This is a genomic window from Bifidobacterium felsineum (genome assembly GCF_002802915.1).
GTDB lineage: Bacteria > Actinomycetota > Actinomycetes > Actinomycetales > Bifidobacteriaceae > Bifidobacterium > Bifidobacterium felsineum.
In genome coordinates this window covers 1-14,279 of sequence record NZ_PEBJ01000005.1, presented here as the reverse complement: position 1 = coordinate 14,279, position 14,279 = coordinate 1, and the positions used below count along the sequence as shown (strand labels likewise).

At 58.2% G+C, this 14,279-nt stretch carries 11 protein-coding genes and 1 tRNA gene; all 12 read left to right on the top strand.

Going from position 1 to position 14,279, the window contains the following annotated elements:
* Positions 1–144: 144 nt before the first annotated feature.
* The 12 genes from obgE to rplA all read left to right on the top strand — a co-directional run bounded on the left by obgE (position 145) and on the right by rplA (position 13,881).
* The gene (obgE, locus tag CSQ86_RS08470) at positions 145–1,854 is read left to right on the top strand and encodes a GTPase ObgE (RefSeq protein ID WP_100494692.1); all 1,710 of its coding nucleotides are present in this window, start codon (positions 145–147) and stop codon (positions 1,852–1,854) included.
* Positions 1,855–1,935: 81 nt separating this feature from the next.
* Positions 1,936–3,069, top strand: a complete 1,134-nt coding sequence (gene proB / locus CSQ86_RS08465; RefSeq protein ID WP_100494690.1) for a glutamate 5-kinase — start codon at positions 1,936–1,938, stop codon at positions 3,067–3,069.
* 184 nt (positions 3,070–3,253) lie between these two features.
* Entirely contained in the window at positions 3,254–4,462 is a 1,209-nt protein-coding gene (locus tag CSQ86_RS08460; RefSeq protein ID WP_100494795.1) for a pyridoxal phosphate-dependent aminotransferase, read from the top strand.
* Positions 4,463–4,581: 119 nt separating this feature from the next.
* Positions 4,582–4,657, top strand: a tRNA-Trp gene (locus tag CSQ86_RS08455).
* A gap of 39 nt (positions 4,658–4,696) precedes the next feature.
* Entirely contained in the window at positions 4,697–4,924 is a 228-nt protein-coding gene (secE, locus tag CSQ86_RS08450) for a preprotein translocase subunit SecE (RefSeq protein ID WP_100494688.1), read from the top strand.
* Positions 4,925–4,953: 29 nt separating this feature from the next.
* On the top strand, positions 4,954–5,799 hold the full coding sequence (gene nusG, locus CSQ86_RS08445) for a transcription termination/antitermination protein NusG (protein ID WP_100494687.1): 846 nt from the start codon (positions 4,954–4,956) through the stop codon (positions 5,797–5,799).
* Positions 5,800–6,584: 785 nt separating this feature from the next.
* The gene (locus CSQ86_RS08440) at positions 6,585–9,314 is read left to right on the top strand and encodes an MSCRAMM family protein (RefSeq protein ID WP_100494685.1); all 2,730 of its coding nucleotides are present in this window, start codon (positions 6,585–6,587) and stop codon (positions 9,312–9,314) included.
* 77 nt (positions 9,315–9,391) lie between these two features.
* On the top strand, positions 9,392–11,014 hold the full coding sequence (locus tag CSQ86_RS08435) for a SpaH/EbpB family LPXTG-anchored major pilin (protein WP_165773815.1): 1,623 nt from the start codon (positions 9,392–9,394) through the stop codon (positions 11,012–11,014).
* 104 nt (positions 11,015–11,118) lie between these two features.
* A complete protein-coding gene (locus CSQ86_RS08430) occupies positions 11,119–12,048 on the top strand; it encodes a class C sortase (protein WP_100494684.1) in 930 nt (309 codons plus the stop codon).
* Positions 12,035–12,484 carry an HTH domain-containing protein gene (locus CSQ86_RS08425; RefSeq protein ID WP_100494683.1) on the top strand — a complete coding sequence of 150 codons (450 nt, stop codon included), beginning with the start codon at positions 12,035–12,037 and terminating at the stop codon, positions 12,482–12,484. The genes CSQ86_RS08430 and CSQ86_RS08425 overlap by 14 nt, the downstream gene beginning before the upstream one ends.
* Before the next feature lie 257 nt (positions 12,485–12,741).
* Positions 12,742–13,173, top strand: coding sequence for a 50S ribosomal protein L11 (gene rplK / locus CSQ86_RS08420; protein ID WP_025222166.1), 432 nt, complete (start codon positions 12,742–12,744; stop codon positions 13,171–13,173).
* A 15-nt stretch (positions 13,174–13,188) separates the two neighbouring features.
* Positions 13,189–13,881, top strand: a complete 693-nt coding sequence (rplA, locus tag CSQ86_RS08415) for a 50S ribosomal protein L1 (RefSeq protein ID WP_100494681.1) — start codon at positions 13,189–13,191, stop codon at positions 13,879–13,881.
* The last annotated feature ends 398 nt before the right edge of the window (positions 13,882–14,279 follow it).

Sequence of the window (14,279 nt, the reverse complement as noted above, 5' to 3'; positions counted from 1 at the left end):
CGCGCTTCGAATAGTCAAGAACGTCCATTTCAGCCCGTAAGTAGTGGCTGGCTAGGCTGGAAACTGGCTCGCTTGCCGGCCGTCGATGCCGCGCGCCAGTTGAGCGCACCGGCCCATCACCCCCAATCGGTAGAGTGGAATGCTATGAGTGATTTTGTGGATAGAGTGACCGTCCATGTCAAGGGCGGAGACGGCGGCAATGGCTCGGCAGGCATCCGCCGTGAGAAGTACAAGCCGCTGGCCGGCCCGAATGGCGGCAATGGCGGCGACGGCGGTTCCGTGATTTTCGAGGCGACCCGCAATGCAACCAGCCTGTTGGACTACCGTTTCATCCCTCATCGCACCGCAGGCAGCGGCACGATGGGACTGGGCGACAACAAAGACGGCTCCAAGGGCGCCGACCTGATTCTGCCGGTGCCATGCGGCACGGTGATTTTCGAGGCCCGCGGCGCACAGGGCAAGCCGAAGCACCCCGGCGAGCAGCTCACCGATTTGCGCCACGAAGGCGACCGCTTCGTCGCCGCGGAAGGCGGCAATGGCGGCCTCGGCAACATCGCACTGGCCAACAAGACCCGCCGCGCCCCCGGTTTCGCCTTGCTCGGCGAGCCCGGCGAGGAGCGCGATGTGATTCTCGAGCTGAAGTCCATCGCCGACGTGGCTCTGGTGGGCTTCCCATCCGCCGGCAAGTCCAGCCTGATCGCCGCGATGAGCTCGGCCAAGCCGAAGATCGCCGATTACCCGTTCACCACGCTGGTGCCGAATCTCGGCGTGGTCATCGCCGGCGACTCCCGCTACACCATCGCCGACGTGCCGGGCCTGATCCCAGGCGCCTCCGAAGGCAAGGGCCTGGGCCTGGAATTCCTACGCCACATCGAGCGCACGGAAATCATCGCCCATGTGATTGACTGCGCCACGCTTGAGCCCAACCGCGACCCGATGTCCGACTACGAGGCGCTCGAAAAGGAGCTCGCCCTCTACGCGGACAAGCTGGAGCTGCCGCTCGGCGCGATCCCGATTCCGGAACGCCCGCGCATCATCATCCTGAACAAGATTGATGTGCCCGAAGCTAAGGAGCTCGCTGATTTCGTCAAGCCGGAGTTCGAGAAGCTCGGTCTCAAGGTCTATGAGATTTCCACCGCCTCCCACGCCGGTCTGAAGGAACTGAACTTCGCGCTGTCCGGCCTGGTCAAGGAGATGCGCGAGGAGGTGGCCAACCGCGAGCAGGCCGAGGAAGAGGCCCGCGTGGTCATCAACCCGCTCGAAACCGGCCGACGTCAGCGCCGCAATGCGGCCGGCAAGAACGGCACGCAGCTGGACTTCACCGTGGAACGCCGCGAACTCGGCGATGGCGAGGTGTTCTACGAGGTGCTCGGCACCAAGCCGGAACGCTGGGTGATGCAGACCAACTTCGACAACGACGAAGCCGTGGGCTACCTGGCCGACCGCTTGGCCAAGCTGGGTGTGGAAGACGAGCTGCGCCGCAAGGGCGCCCACCCGGGCGATGAAATTCGCATCGGCCGCGGTGCCCGCATGGTCGAATTCGATTGGGATCCGACCATCTCCGCCGGCGCTGAGAACCTCGACGGCTCCAACTTGGGCGCTCGAGGCAAGGATCTGCGACTCGAGGAGCAGGATTCGCGCGCCCGCCGCCGCTCCAACTCGGAACGCCGTGCCCAGTACCACGAGATGATGGATGCCCGAGCCGCAGTGCGCGAAGCCATGATGGCCGAACGAGCCGCCGGCCACTGGGCCGATCCGTCCATCGATGATGACCGTCACGATGAGACCAGCCTCTTCGGCCGCGGCGAGGAGCCCAGCGGCGAGCCCGGCGAGGGCGAAACCGATAACAACTAGGCAACTAGACTGGTATTGCCGTGCGATGCGCGCCGAGCTGTGCATCGCACAATAGCAATGGGAGCCAGTCAGGGGAGCATTATGAGCACACCGAGTCAAGCCGAGGTTCGTAGAAGTATTGCTGAGGCCGGCACCATCGTGGTCAAAGTGGGCTCCAGCTCGCTCACTCAGCCGAGCGGGCACCTCGACCCCGCCAAGCTTGACGCGCTGGCCGCGGCCTTGGCTCAGGTGCGACTGATGGGCGGCCGCGTGGTACTGGTCTCATCCGGTGCTATTGCGGCCGGCTTTGGCCCGCTCGGATTCGACGCTCGCCCTACCGATGTGGCCACGCAGCAGGCCACGGCGGCAGTCGGCCAGGGTCTGCTGATGGCCCGGTATGAGACCGCATTCGGCCGGTTCGGCATTCACGTAGGCCAGATTCTGATTACTGCTGAAGATACGATTCGCGCCACGCAATACCGCAATGTGCAGCGCACGCTGGACCGTCTGCTTGACCTTGGTGTGGTGCCGATCATCAACGAAAACGATTCGCTGGCATCCAATGAGATTCGATTCGGCGACAATGACCGGCTTTCCGCGCTGATCGCCAATCTGGTTCGCGCGGAAGCACTGGTGCTGCTCACCGATGTGGATGCGCTCTACACGGCACCGCCCTCTGATCCAGGGTCGCGTCGCGTGGACTATGTGCCCAATGTGATTGATGCGCTGGACGACATCACCGTTTCCGGTTCCGGCTCTAAGGTGGGCACCGGCGGCATGGTCACCAAACTGGAGGCTGCACGTGTGGCCGCCGTCTCCGGCATTCCGACCGTGTTGACCTGTGCGGCAAATGCTGGTCCGGCCATGATGGGCGACCCGGTGGGCACGGTCTTCGCGCCCGTGAAGGCACGAGGCTCTTCGCGCCGCCTGTGGATTGGCTTTGCCGCCGAACCGCGCGGCACTATCGTGGTTGATGCCGGAGCCGCCAAGGCCATCCGCGGTGGTCGAGCCTCGCTGTTGGCGGCCGGCGCGCTCGAAGCCCGAGGAGACTTCTCCGCAGGCGACCCGGTATGGATCGATGACGAAGCTGGCACGCATCTGGCCCGTGGCCTCGCCGGATTCGATTCCGAAGAGATTCCGCAGATGCTCGGCCGCAACACCGCACAGCTCAAGCGATTCCTCGGCCCCGAGTACGCGCACCCGCTGGTGCACCGAGACAATCTCGTGCTGGTGTGACATTTCCTCCACGGTGTGGCAAATCGCTCATAATGCAGTCTCTTAAAATGGCGTTATTCCGCCAATGTGAATAATGAGGGTTACCACACGATGGAGTATGTACAACACCGTGGGAGGGTGACTGGCTATCACGCACTCACCCTTGGCAACATCGTGCGTTCGGGCTATCGTGTGAACCATGACTATGGCTGAATGGCAAACACTTTCCGACCGTATTAACACCGTGGCCCCAAGTGCCACCCTTGCCGTCGATTCCAAGGCCAAGGCAATGAAGGCCGCCGGCCTCGATGTCATTGGTTTTGGCGCTGGCGAGCCGAACTTCCCGACCCCCGCCAACGTGGTCAAGGCAGCCGCCGACGCTTGCCTCGATCCGAAGAACTACAAGTACACGCCCACCCCGGGTCTGCCGGAGCTGCGTGAGGCCATCGCGGCCAAGGTGCTGCGTGATTCCGGCTATGAAGCCACCGCTGATCAGGTGGTGGTGACCAACGGCGGCAAGCAGGCCGTGTACGAATCCTTCCAGATCTTGCTGAACCCTGGCGATGAGGTCATTATCCCGACGCCGTACTGGACCAGCTACCCGGAGGCCGTGAAGCTGGCCGGTGGCGTGCCGGTCGAGGTGTTCGCTGGCGCCGATGTGAACTTCGAGCCGTCTCTTGAGGCTCTGGAAGCCGCTCGCACCGAGCGCACCAAGGCCATCATCGTGAACTCTCCGAACAACCCGACCGGTGCCGTATGGAAGCCGGAAACCGTGGAGGCCATCGGCCGCTGGGCTGTTGAGCATCACATTTGGATTATTTCCGATGAGATCTACGAGCACCTGAACTACGACGATGCGCACACCACCTACATCGGCGCGGCTGTGCCTGAGTGCCGTAACCAGCTGCTGGTGCTCAACGGCGTGGCCAAGACCTACGCCATGCCGGGTTGGCGCGTGGGCTGGATGGTCGCTCCGGTTGAAGTGGCCAAGGCCGCCACCAAGCTGCAGGGCCACATGACCTCCAACGTGGCGAATATCTCCCAGCGTGCCGCGCTGGCCGCTGTGGCCGGCCCGCTGGACGAGGTGCACAAGATGCGCGAGGCCTTCGATGTGCGCCGCAAGGCCATTGTGGCAGCGCTCAACGATATCGAGGGCGTGCACTGCCCGACGCCGACCGGCGCGTTCTATGCGTTCGCGGATATCACCGCGCTGCTGGGCAAGCCGCTCGGCCCGAACGGTACCGTCGCCAAGACTTCCGCCGATTTCGCCGCCGCGCTACTCGACGAAGCCCATGTGGCAGCCGTGCCCGGTGAGGCCTTCGGCGCCCCTGGCTACCTCCGCTTCTCCTACGCCCTCGCCGACGCCGACCTGGCCGAAGGCATGAAGCGCATGAAGGAATGGGCCGAGCAGTAGTCCACTATTCGCGACACGCGATTTGCGTTAATCCACCTCAGCCGTTACTATATCGACTTGGCGGTTTTCGCCATGGCGAAGCGTTCTCTACAGAACGCCAGCTGAGGTGGATGACACCTAGGGAAGTGGCGCAATTGGTAGCGCAACGGTCTCCAAAACCGTAGGTTGTGGGTTCGAGTCCCGCCTTCCCTGCCAAGTCTTTCTAATAATCAAGCAGCTGACGCGAGGTACGGAATGGCTAAGACGAGCAAGAATGAAAAGGTAGTCAAGCCGAATGTCTTCATGCGTATCGGTCTGTTCATCAAGCAGATCATCGACGAGCTTCGCAAGGTCGTTACTCCTACTGCCAAGGAATTGTTCTTCTGGTCTCTGGCTGTGTTCATCTTCGTGCTGCTGCTGATGGCCCTGGTCACTGGCATGGACTTCGGTCTGGGCAAGTCGACTCTGTGGCTGTTTGGCTGATTTCCAACAACCTAAGGTGAAACACACGCATGAGTGACGAACTGAATCTCGAGAACCTCGACGCCGTTCTGCCGAACGAGGAATCCGCTGCTGAGGCACCTGCTGCAGCCGAAGCTCCTGAAGCTGCTTTCGAAGCTGAAGCTCCAGTTGAGCAGCCGGCTCCGGTCGCATCCGTTGAGACTGCCGATGAGGCTCCCGTCGCTCTGGATGAGGACGAGGAAACCGAAGTCAACGAGTCCGAAGAAGCTGAAGGCACTGATGCCGGTCAGCAGGCCGTTGAAGAGTTCTCCAAGTCCCTGCGCTCCCTTGATGGCAAGTGGTACGTGCTGCACACCTACTCCGGCTACGAGAAGCGTGTGAAGACCAACATCGAATCCCGTGTGGCTTCCTTCGGCATGGAAGATCAGATTTTCCAGGTCGAGGTTCCGATGGAAGAAGTCGAGAAGCACACCGAGAAGGGCAAGAAGGTCATCACCCGTGTGCGTGTTCCCGGCTACGTGCTCATTCGCATGTGGCCTGACGAGAACGCTCGCCGCATCGTTCGCGAGACCGAAGGCGTCACCGGCTTCGTCGGCCCGACCAAGGACCCGGCTCCGCTCTCCCGCAAGGAAGTCGTCCAGATGATGGCCCCGATGATCGCTTCCGAAGCTCTCAAGGCTGCCGGCGATAAGCCTGCCGCCGCCAAGAAGCGCAAGGTCGAGGTCTCCTACGCCGTTGGCGATCAGGTCACCGTCACCGACGGCCCATTCGCCACCATGGAAGCCGTGGTCTCCGAGGTCGAGCCCACCACCCAGAAGCTCACCGTGCTGGTGTCCATCTTCGGTCGCGATACGCCAGTGGAGCTGGGCTTCAGCCAAGTCAAAAAGCTCGACTGAAATCCGCTGGCGGAGCGTTAACTTCGTTGCTCCTCGGTCGACGTACCTTCGTACGCCTTCCCTCGGTGCGCCTCGTTAACCGCACACGCCATCGAATTTCAGTGCCTGACGCACAATGATGGAGCGTCTTCTGCGTTGCTCCTCAGTCGCGGTACCTTTGTACCGCTTCCTTCGGTGCGCCTTGAAGCCGCACACATCATTGCACGTCAGTGTTTGAAAAACGTTGTTAAGGTCCGACTTTGGTCGGGCCTTTTTTTATTGCTGATTCTTGCACGAAGAAATGCATGATGCCGTTATCAATGGTGGTGCAGCTATGATTGCTGAGATGTTTTGGCCTCGATGGATTGGCGTCACGCTTCTCTGATATAGGGGGGTATGTGTGGGGAAGTGTGGGGCTGCACGCGGCGATGTTGCCGATGATGCGAAAGTGTGCATAGCACAGTATTTCCGTAATTGTTGAGACGATGAGGTCTCAATACATCTGTACCCGACTACTGCCTGAACACCCCAATAAATAGGGGGTAATTCTGTCATGGGGGGGGGTATTCGTTGCCCTTAGATCACAGGCGTTGGCATATGCCGGCACGCTGCCTCTTTCGATGACGCAAGAGTTGCAGAGGGATTGAGGGGTGTGTCTGCCGCTTGCACTTGTGGCCCGCGGCCGGTGCATGTGTGCTGGCTACTTTTGTCGAACGGTGTGAGAGAAGCGAGACGTCATGATGATTCGGGGGACTCAAAATTCAAATACTCGAGTAGGCAGTCGTTGGCTACGTCATGTATGGCAAATGCTGCTGGGCCTACTGCTCGCAGTGGCAATGCTGCTGGCGATGGCGTTGCCCCAGGGCCAGTGGAATCTGTTCGGCGCTGAGAAGGCTCAGGCGGCCACCGCCCAGGAAATGTTTGACGCCCTGCCGGATGCCAGCACGGTGCCCACCATGACCGAAGCCGAAAAAGCCCAAGCCCGCAAGGATTTGATGGCCGCACGTCAAGCATGGTGGGGAGCTGCCAATCCCAATAATCCAGTAGATACATCGATTGATACATCTCGCGGCGATGCTTTGGGTAGAGCTCTAACGGTGTACCCAAAAGGTGTGACTGCTGATGATGTGAAGCAGTATATTTATGCGAATTTCACCAAGCCAGCAGATTATGACGGGCCGGCTGGCGGCACCGTATGGCCGGATGCGGTTTGGCGGACCATATCCGCATGGGGTCAGGATTTCACACTGACATATATGGATGATGACGCTACTGAAGAAGTGCCAGTGGAAACAGCGGCTGATGTGGTCTGGTTCTTTGGATACTCAGCATATTACCGCGGAACGAATTATTACATTGTGCTGTCAAAACCACTGGACGGCCCATTGTACGGTATGGATTTGTTGCACTCATTCCAGGGCAGCATTCTGATTGAAGATTCGGGTATTTTTACCGGGCTTCAATTCCTGGAAGATGCCTATGATGCGATTGCGCAAAAATCAGGTGGGCGCGATACAAATGAGCATTCAATTCCGGCGTATTACACGCCTGTCACGCCATCTTCTCGTTCGGTGTATATGCCGCTTTTGACGTTGCCAAAGAAACAGAATGCTTTCAACTTCAATTTACCGCGTGTACAGGCACAGCTGAGGAATTTCAGTAGTACTCAATATTACCCATATGAGGGATACAAGGTACGCAGCACTGGTAGCACGAACGTGACGATTGATACGTTGATGCACTGGTATACGGGTGATCTCAATGATGCTAGTGAGAAAATCGATTTCAATAGCAAAATCAATCTGCCGGACTGGCTATGTACCAATCTTGAGTACTACACCGGATGCAGCATGCCGTATGTGAAACCGACGTTTGATAAAAATGCCGGTGTTAGTAGCAGCAATAGTGAGGGTGACCCGACAAATGTGGTGACTACGGAGTCGAACCGGATTAATATCGCCATTCCTGAGAACGGATCTGACGGTAACTATCAGGAAAAAATCGCATTCAGCCGTTTATATGATTACTATTCCAACACTGCTCTTCAAAGTTTTTCGATTGATTATTTCTTCCGTCTGAATATCACGTATTTGACTCCAATAGGCGTGGAATCGCCGACTGCGTTGTCTGGTTTCCGTTTCAAGAAGGTCGATGAGAACGATTCATCGAAAGGGCTTCCCGGCGCAGTATTTGAGGTGTATCAGAAGGACAGGTCGGGCAATGAAATTGCGCCGCGTCAAGCGCGACGTACCAATGGGAATATCCAATTCGATCAGAATGGCAATATTCAATGGGCTACCGGTAAGATTCAGGTCACTTCTGATGCCAAGGGCGAGGTGAACGTACCTGATTTGGAACCGGGTACATACTATTACCGCGAAATTCAGGCACCGTCTGATTACGAGTTGGACTCCACGACAGAGCATGAGGTAACCGTCTCGACGCCGACTGATGTGCCTTCTGGCTTGAAAGTGTCAGGTGGCGTCGGTGAATCCAAAGCTACGTTGCCGAATCAGGTTGGGCTGAAGTCAAACGAGAAGTCTCGTCAGGGCCTGAATTGGAATGATGCACGTTTGGGCCAGAACCTTCTTTTGGATGACAATACCAAGTTGGATACGTCGAAGGCTGAGGATTATGGCGGTGATGTATTCGCCACGAATCGTGACCGTATCACCGTCGATGGTGCGGATTCCGTACCGGATACATATAAGTATCAGGTAATTGGATACCAGACGAAGGATGATGCACTAGCCTCCACGAACGGGAAGGTGGAATATGGGGGTTCTGCGTCTTCTGGTGTGAGTTTGTCGGATGCTGTTGCATGGGTGAACACTCAGATTTCCAATAAGAACCTTGAGAATGTCTCTCCGATTCTGCGTTTGGAGCCGGTGAACAAGGTGGTGGTGGACGATTCGTACCTGACCGGTACCGCGCCCACCGTGACCAACAAGCGTGGGCCACAAGAAGTCAAGGGGTCACTCTCGTTTGCTAAGCGGGATGGGGATGAAACGTCGAAGGCTTTGGCTGGTGCCACATTCCGTCTGTTCGAATGCAAGGCTGGTGCCGGCAAGTGCGGCACTGGTACGTCCGCCAACGATGTGATCAATCCGGACAATCCGGGCGACGCCTGGAAGCAGCTGGGCTCGGATGTGACCAGTGGTGCCGATGGCTTGGTCACTTTCAACGACCTGACCAAGCCGGGCGAATACCGCTTGGTGGAGGTCGCCTCGCCTGCCGGATATGCGAAGCCCTCCGGTCAGTGGCGCGTGACGTACGCCGACAGAGACACCGTCGAGCCGAAGGTGGAAGCAGTGGGCGAAGCGCCCGCGTTCTTCCAGACCGCGCGTTCTGCCGCCTCCGTGTCTCCTGCGTCCACTCGTGCAAGCAATTCGATGCTTGCAGTGCCTAATTACAAGACCATCGCAGTGCCGTCTACCGGCGGGCGCGGATGGCTGATCTCTTCGTTGGCTGGTTTCGGCTTGTTGCTGGCCGGCGTAACGGTGTTGTCGGTCGAGTCGAGGAGGCGGTGCCGCTAGACACATGGCTCAAGTAGCAGTGAACAAATCCGTTATTTACCTAATGCAAGAAAAGATCAATGAGAAGGAGAGGGATTATGTCTCGTTCCATAACTAAATGCTGGGCCGCTGTTGTGGCGGTGCTGGCAATGCTGGTCGGCATGCTGGGCCTGCAGGCTCCGCACGCGTACGCCGCCGATGGGGTGACTTCGGCGTCGACTGGTTCGCTGACGATGACCGGTCTGGAAAATGGTGTGGCCGTCAAGGCCTACAAGGTCATTGATGTGAACTGGAATGACAAGACTGGTGAGCCGGCGTCGCCTCGTTACACCTGGAATTCCGATGTGCAGCAGTACATCAAGACGAACTTCGCGTCGTATATCGACAGCTCGAATAATGCGGTGACGGAAGCCTATTTGAAGGCGGATGCCAATAATTTGGCCACTTTCTACGACAAGCTGTCCACTCAGGCGAGCTCGCTGACTGCGGCCGGTACGGAAACTTCCACTGGCGGTACCGCTGGTACCGATAATACGGCTTCCGTGACGCTCAGTAACCTCAGGATGGGCTCCTACCTGGTGCTGGTGACCGGCGGCGAGTACGTGTACCGCGCATCGGTCGCCTCCATCTGGCCGAACCTGGATGAAAAGACGAATACCTGGAAGGTCGAAGACGGCACGCTTCAGGTGAAGCGCGACAACGTGGACATCGACAAGAGCGTCAACGAAGAGAATAACGATCACGTATCCGGCAAGGATGTGCTCGACAAGGGTACCGATTCCGCTGGCATCGGCGACACGGTGAACTTCGACCTGCGCGCCAAGGTGCCGACCTTCCCTGCCAACGCTGAGAACAAGCAGTTCTACCTGGGCGATAAGCTTTCCGACGGCCTCACCCTGGATGCCAGCTCCATCAAGGTGTACGGCGCTCCTGAAAAAGGTGCCGAAGTTCTGTTGTCCGGCACAGGTGCTGATGCCGCCTACACGCTGACCACGACCGGTGCTCAGCGCCCTGACAACAATGCAGCGGTCTCCTTCCTGGTGAACTTCAACTACGACCAGATCAAGCAGTACGCCAAGGTGCACGTGGACTACAACGCGACCGTGAACGAGAAGGCCGTCATCGGACCTGGCGGCAACCCGAACACGGTGACCCTGATCTACTCGAACAACCCGTACGGCGACAACACCTACAAGACCCACGAAGACAAGGTCAAGGTGTTCTCCTACGGCCTGGACGTGTTCAAGTATCACAAGGTCAACGGCAAGGAAGAAGCCCTGACCGGCGTGGAGTTCACCCTGAAGAAGAAGGGTGCCGACGATACGCTGAAGCTGATCAAGAAGGCTGACGGCCATTACCGTCTGCCTGCGAAGAATGAAACCGCTACCATCACGGATCTTGCTGTTGATGCGAACGGCAAGCTGAAGGTGGACGGTCTGGACGAGGGCGACTACGTGCTCACCGAGTCGAAGCGTCCGGCTGGCTACGGTGCCATCGCCCCGATCGAATTCACCATCAAGGATAAGACGGGCTCCAGCACGGTGGAGCACACCGGCGTCGAGCAGTCCTCGACCGCCAACGACGGCTACCACTCCATGAAGGTGGAGAACGTGCCCGGCCTGCCGAACACCGGTGGCGTCGGCACGGTGGTGCTGACCGCAGCAGGCGTGCTTCTGATTGCGGGTGGCCTGCTGATGGCCATTCGCCGCAAGCGTGCCTAAGGCGATTGCCGACTGAAGGGGAGCTTATGGCCATGGGCGATGAGCTCCCCTTCTTATGTATTTTTCTCTGATTGCTCGTATTCGTTTGCCGTGAAGGAGGGGGTATGGTGCGAGGTTCTCATGCGCGGCATAGTCGCTTCGTCGACCGACTGACTGGCCTCATCGCAGTCATTCTGGTGCTGGCGGGCGTGCTCACCATCGCCTACCCGACCATCGCCGATATGCTGGCGAACCGGCAGCATGAGAACGTCGTGAGCTCCTACACCCAGTCCGTCTCCCAGCTTGACCAGGCAAAGCGCGACGCCATGTTTGCCGACGCGCGCAAATACAACGAGAGCCTCAAAGGCGACCCGGTGCATGATCCATTCGTTCCCGGCTCGGGGTACGCGCTGCCCGACAATTACACGGAAGTGCTGAACCCGGACGGCGACGGCGTGATGGGTTACCTCAGTATCCCGAAAATCAATCTTCGTCTGCCCATCTACCACGGTACCGATGAAGACACCTTGGCTAAAGGCGTGGGCCATATGCGCCAAACCGCTCTGCCCATCGGCGGGGAAGGATTGCGGCCAGTGCTGACCGGTCACCGCGGACTGCCCAGTGCGGAACTGTTCACCCGACTGGACGAGCTCTCCAACGGAGATATCTTCACCATCAACGTGCTGGGCAAGAACCTCGCCTACCGGGTGGTGCAGATACAAACCGTGCTGCCAGACCAACTGGAGGAATTGCGCGCGATACCAGGGCGTGACTTGGTCACACTGGTCACCTGCACACCATACGGAATCAATACGCACCGCCTGCTGATCACCGGGGAACGCACCAAATATGTCCCCGAAAACAACGTTGCCTCAGCAGGTTCCCTCTTGCCCAGCCCGGGCAGCAGCCGTTGGATTCGCTGGATAAGCCTTACCGCAGCAGTCATCACTATCGCAGTGCTGCTCGCGGTACTGCACGCATGGCGACGCCGGCATGCAATCAGTACTACCCATCACGATGTTGTGAGTGAAGGTGCCACAGATGGCCAGTCGTAAATTTGATAGCAAGGAAATCCAGTATTTGAATTCGCTGATTGCGGTATCCTCGGCAAGCTCGACCCGCATCCGCTACACCGATGCGTTTCGGGACGAGTTTCTTCGCCGTGATATGGCCGGAGACTCTCCCACGGAAATTTTCCGCGATGCCGGATTGCCGCCCAGCCTGATCGGAGCCAAGCGCATCGAACGCGCTGCGGCTCGCTGGCGTGAAGAAGGTGCCAAATCCGTTGGCGATCTGGCTTCGGCGAAACTCGGCGATCTTGAACGTCTGGCCGAATACCAACGCGTCACCGATGGGCTTGCCCAGCATGTTCGCAATCTTGAACGCCAGGCCCAGCATGCCGAGCAGGACATCTACAACCTCGAGCAGCACATCATCCGCCTCGAGCAACGCATGCGCCTGCTAGAGCGCCACGTCGACGGCGACTCCTGATGTGCAGCGCAAAGTGGTGATTGGCCGCAATACTGTTTGTTTTTTGTCCAAACAGGCTCGCATAATAGGAAAGCTTGTGTCTGGAGGGAAGACCCGCTAGCACAGCACAGCAATTATAAGTTGCGGGAGGAGACCGGTCTCGGACCAGCAGCCTCAATCACACACGGATAAAAAATGAGTCAAGACCGTGCGCGATGGGCGACTGAGAATAGATTCGGCCACCATTTGAACCGCGTTATAGAAAGAAGAACCATATTATGGCTCCCAAGAAGAAAGTCTCAGCGCTGATCAAGCTGCAGATTCAGGCAGGCAAGGCCAACCCGGCCCCGCCGCTGGGTCCGGCTCTGGGTTCCCATGGCGTGAACATCATGGACTTCTGCAAGGCTTACAATGCCCAGACGCAGGACAAGATGGGTCAGGTCATCCCTGTCGAGATCACCGTTTACGAGGATCGCTCCTTCACCTTCGTTCTCAAGACCCCGCCGGCCGCAGCTCTGCTGAAGAAGGCCGCTGGCATCGAGAAGGGCACCGAGAACCCGCTGACCCACAAGGTCGGCTCTGTCACCAAGGCGCAGGTCCGCGAAATCGCTGAGATCAAGATGGAAGATCTGTCTGCTCGCGACATCGAGGCCGGCATGAAGATCATCGAGGGCACTGCTCGCTCGATGGGCATCACGGTTACGGACTGATAAGGAGATAGACAGATGGTAAAGCGTTCCAAGAAGTACCGCGAAGCCGCTGAGCGCGTCGATCGCAACAACCTCTACACCGCCAACGAGGCCATCGCTCTCCTGAAGAGCATGCCCTCCTACAACTTCGACCAGACCGTCGAAGCTGTGTTCCGTCTGAGCGTTGACCCGCGCAAGGCTGACCAGCTCGTGCGTGGTACCGTCAACCTGCCTCACGGCACTGGTAAGACCGCTAAGGTCCTCGTGTTCGCTCGTGGCCCGAAGGCTACCGAAGCTACCGAGGCCGGCGCTGACATCGTCGGTGATGACGACCTGATCGCAAAGGTTCAGGGCGGCTTCCTCGACTTCGACGCCGTGGTCGCCACCCCGGACATGATGGGCAAGGTCGGCCGTCTGGGCCGTGTGCTCGGTCCGCGTGGCCTCATGCCGAACCCGAAGACCGGCACCGTGACCATGGATGTCACCAAGGCTGTCAAGGACATCAAGGGCGGCAAGATCGAGTTCCGTGTCGACAAGAACGGCAACCTGAGCTTCCTCATCGGCAAGCTGAGCTTCGATGAGTCCGATCTGGACGAGAACTTCAAGGCCGTGGCCGACGAAGTCAAGCGTCTGAAGCCGACCACCGTGAAGGGCCGTTACCTGACCAAGGCAACCATCACCTCCACGATGAACCCGGGCGTTCCGGTTGACCCGAACACCCTGGCCTGAGCGAGGCTAGCTGAATAAGCTGAAAGCTACTAAGGGACCTTCCTACTGGGAAGGTCCCTTTTTTAGTTGAATCAGAGATGAATTTCGGCGACACTCCGATGAATAGATGATTCTGTTACTTCGCAGCAATGCGAAAAGGGATATTCTGATATCAGAACATCGTTTTAGAGCTGTTTGCGACACGCCGAAGGAACCGCGTCATGATGCCGATTCCTAGGGGTCTCATGCGCCCTGATTTGCGCGAATCACGATGACCGTGTAAGTTTATCTCTTGCTGCCGCTCAGCGAGTGGTTCTCTGGTTCAGAGAGCTTCTCGATGATTGTGTGGTGGTGGTTTGAGAACTCAAGAGCGTGTTTGTACTACTTCTTTATAGTCAATGATTGCCAGTCCATCATCT

Bases quoted from the DNA above. Each gene is read 5' to 3' on its own strand.
- obgE (WP_100494692.1), top strand. From the start codon at position 145: ATGAGTGATTTTGTGGATAGAGTGACCGTCCATGTCAAGGGCGGAGAC.
- proB (WP_100494690.1), top strand. From the start codon at position 1,936: ATGAGCACACCGAGTCAAGCCGAGGTTCGTAGAAGTATTGCTGAGGCC.
- CSQ86_RS08460 (WP_100494795.1), top strand. From the start codon at position 3,254: ATGGCTGAATGGCAAACACTTTCCGACCGTATTAACACCGTGGCCCCA.
- secE (WP_100494688.1), top strand. From the start codon at position 4,697: ATGGCTAAGACGAGCAAGAATGAAAAGGTAGTCAAGCCGAATGTCTTC.
- nusG (WP_100494687.1), top strand. From the start codon at position 4,954: ATGAGTGACGAACTGAATCTCGAGAACCTCGACGCCGTTCTGCCGAAC.
- CSQ86_RS08440 (WP_100494685.1), top strand. From the start codon at position 6,585: ATGCTGCTGGGCCTACTGCTCGCAGTGGCAATGCTGCTGGCGATGGCG.
- CSQ86_RS08435 (WP_165773815.1), top strand. From the start codon at position 9,392: ATGTCTCGTTCCATAACTAAATGCTGGGCCGCTGTTGTGGCGGTGCTG.
- CSQ86_RS08430 (WP_100494684.1), top strand. From the start codon at position 11,119: ATGGTGCGAGGTTCTCATGCGCGGCATAGTCGCTTCGTCGACCGACTG.
- CSQ86_RS08425 (WP_100494683.1), top strand. From the start codon at position 12,035: ATGGCCAGTCGTAAATTTGATAGCAAGGAAATCCAGTATTTGAATTCG.
- rplK (WP_025222166.1), top strand. From the start codon at position 12,742: ATGGCTCCCAAGAAGAAAGTCTCAGCGCTGATCAAGCTGCAGATTCAG.
- rplA (WP_100494681.1), top strand. From the start codon at position 13,189: ATGGTAAAGCGTTCCAAGAAGTACCGCGAAGCCGCTGAGCGCGTCGAT.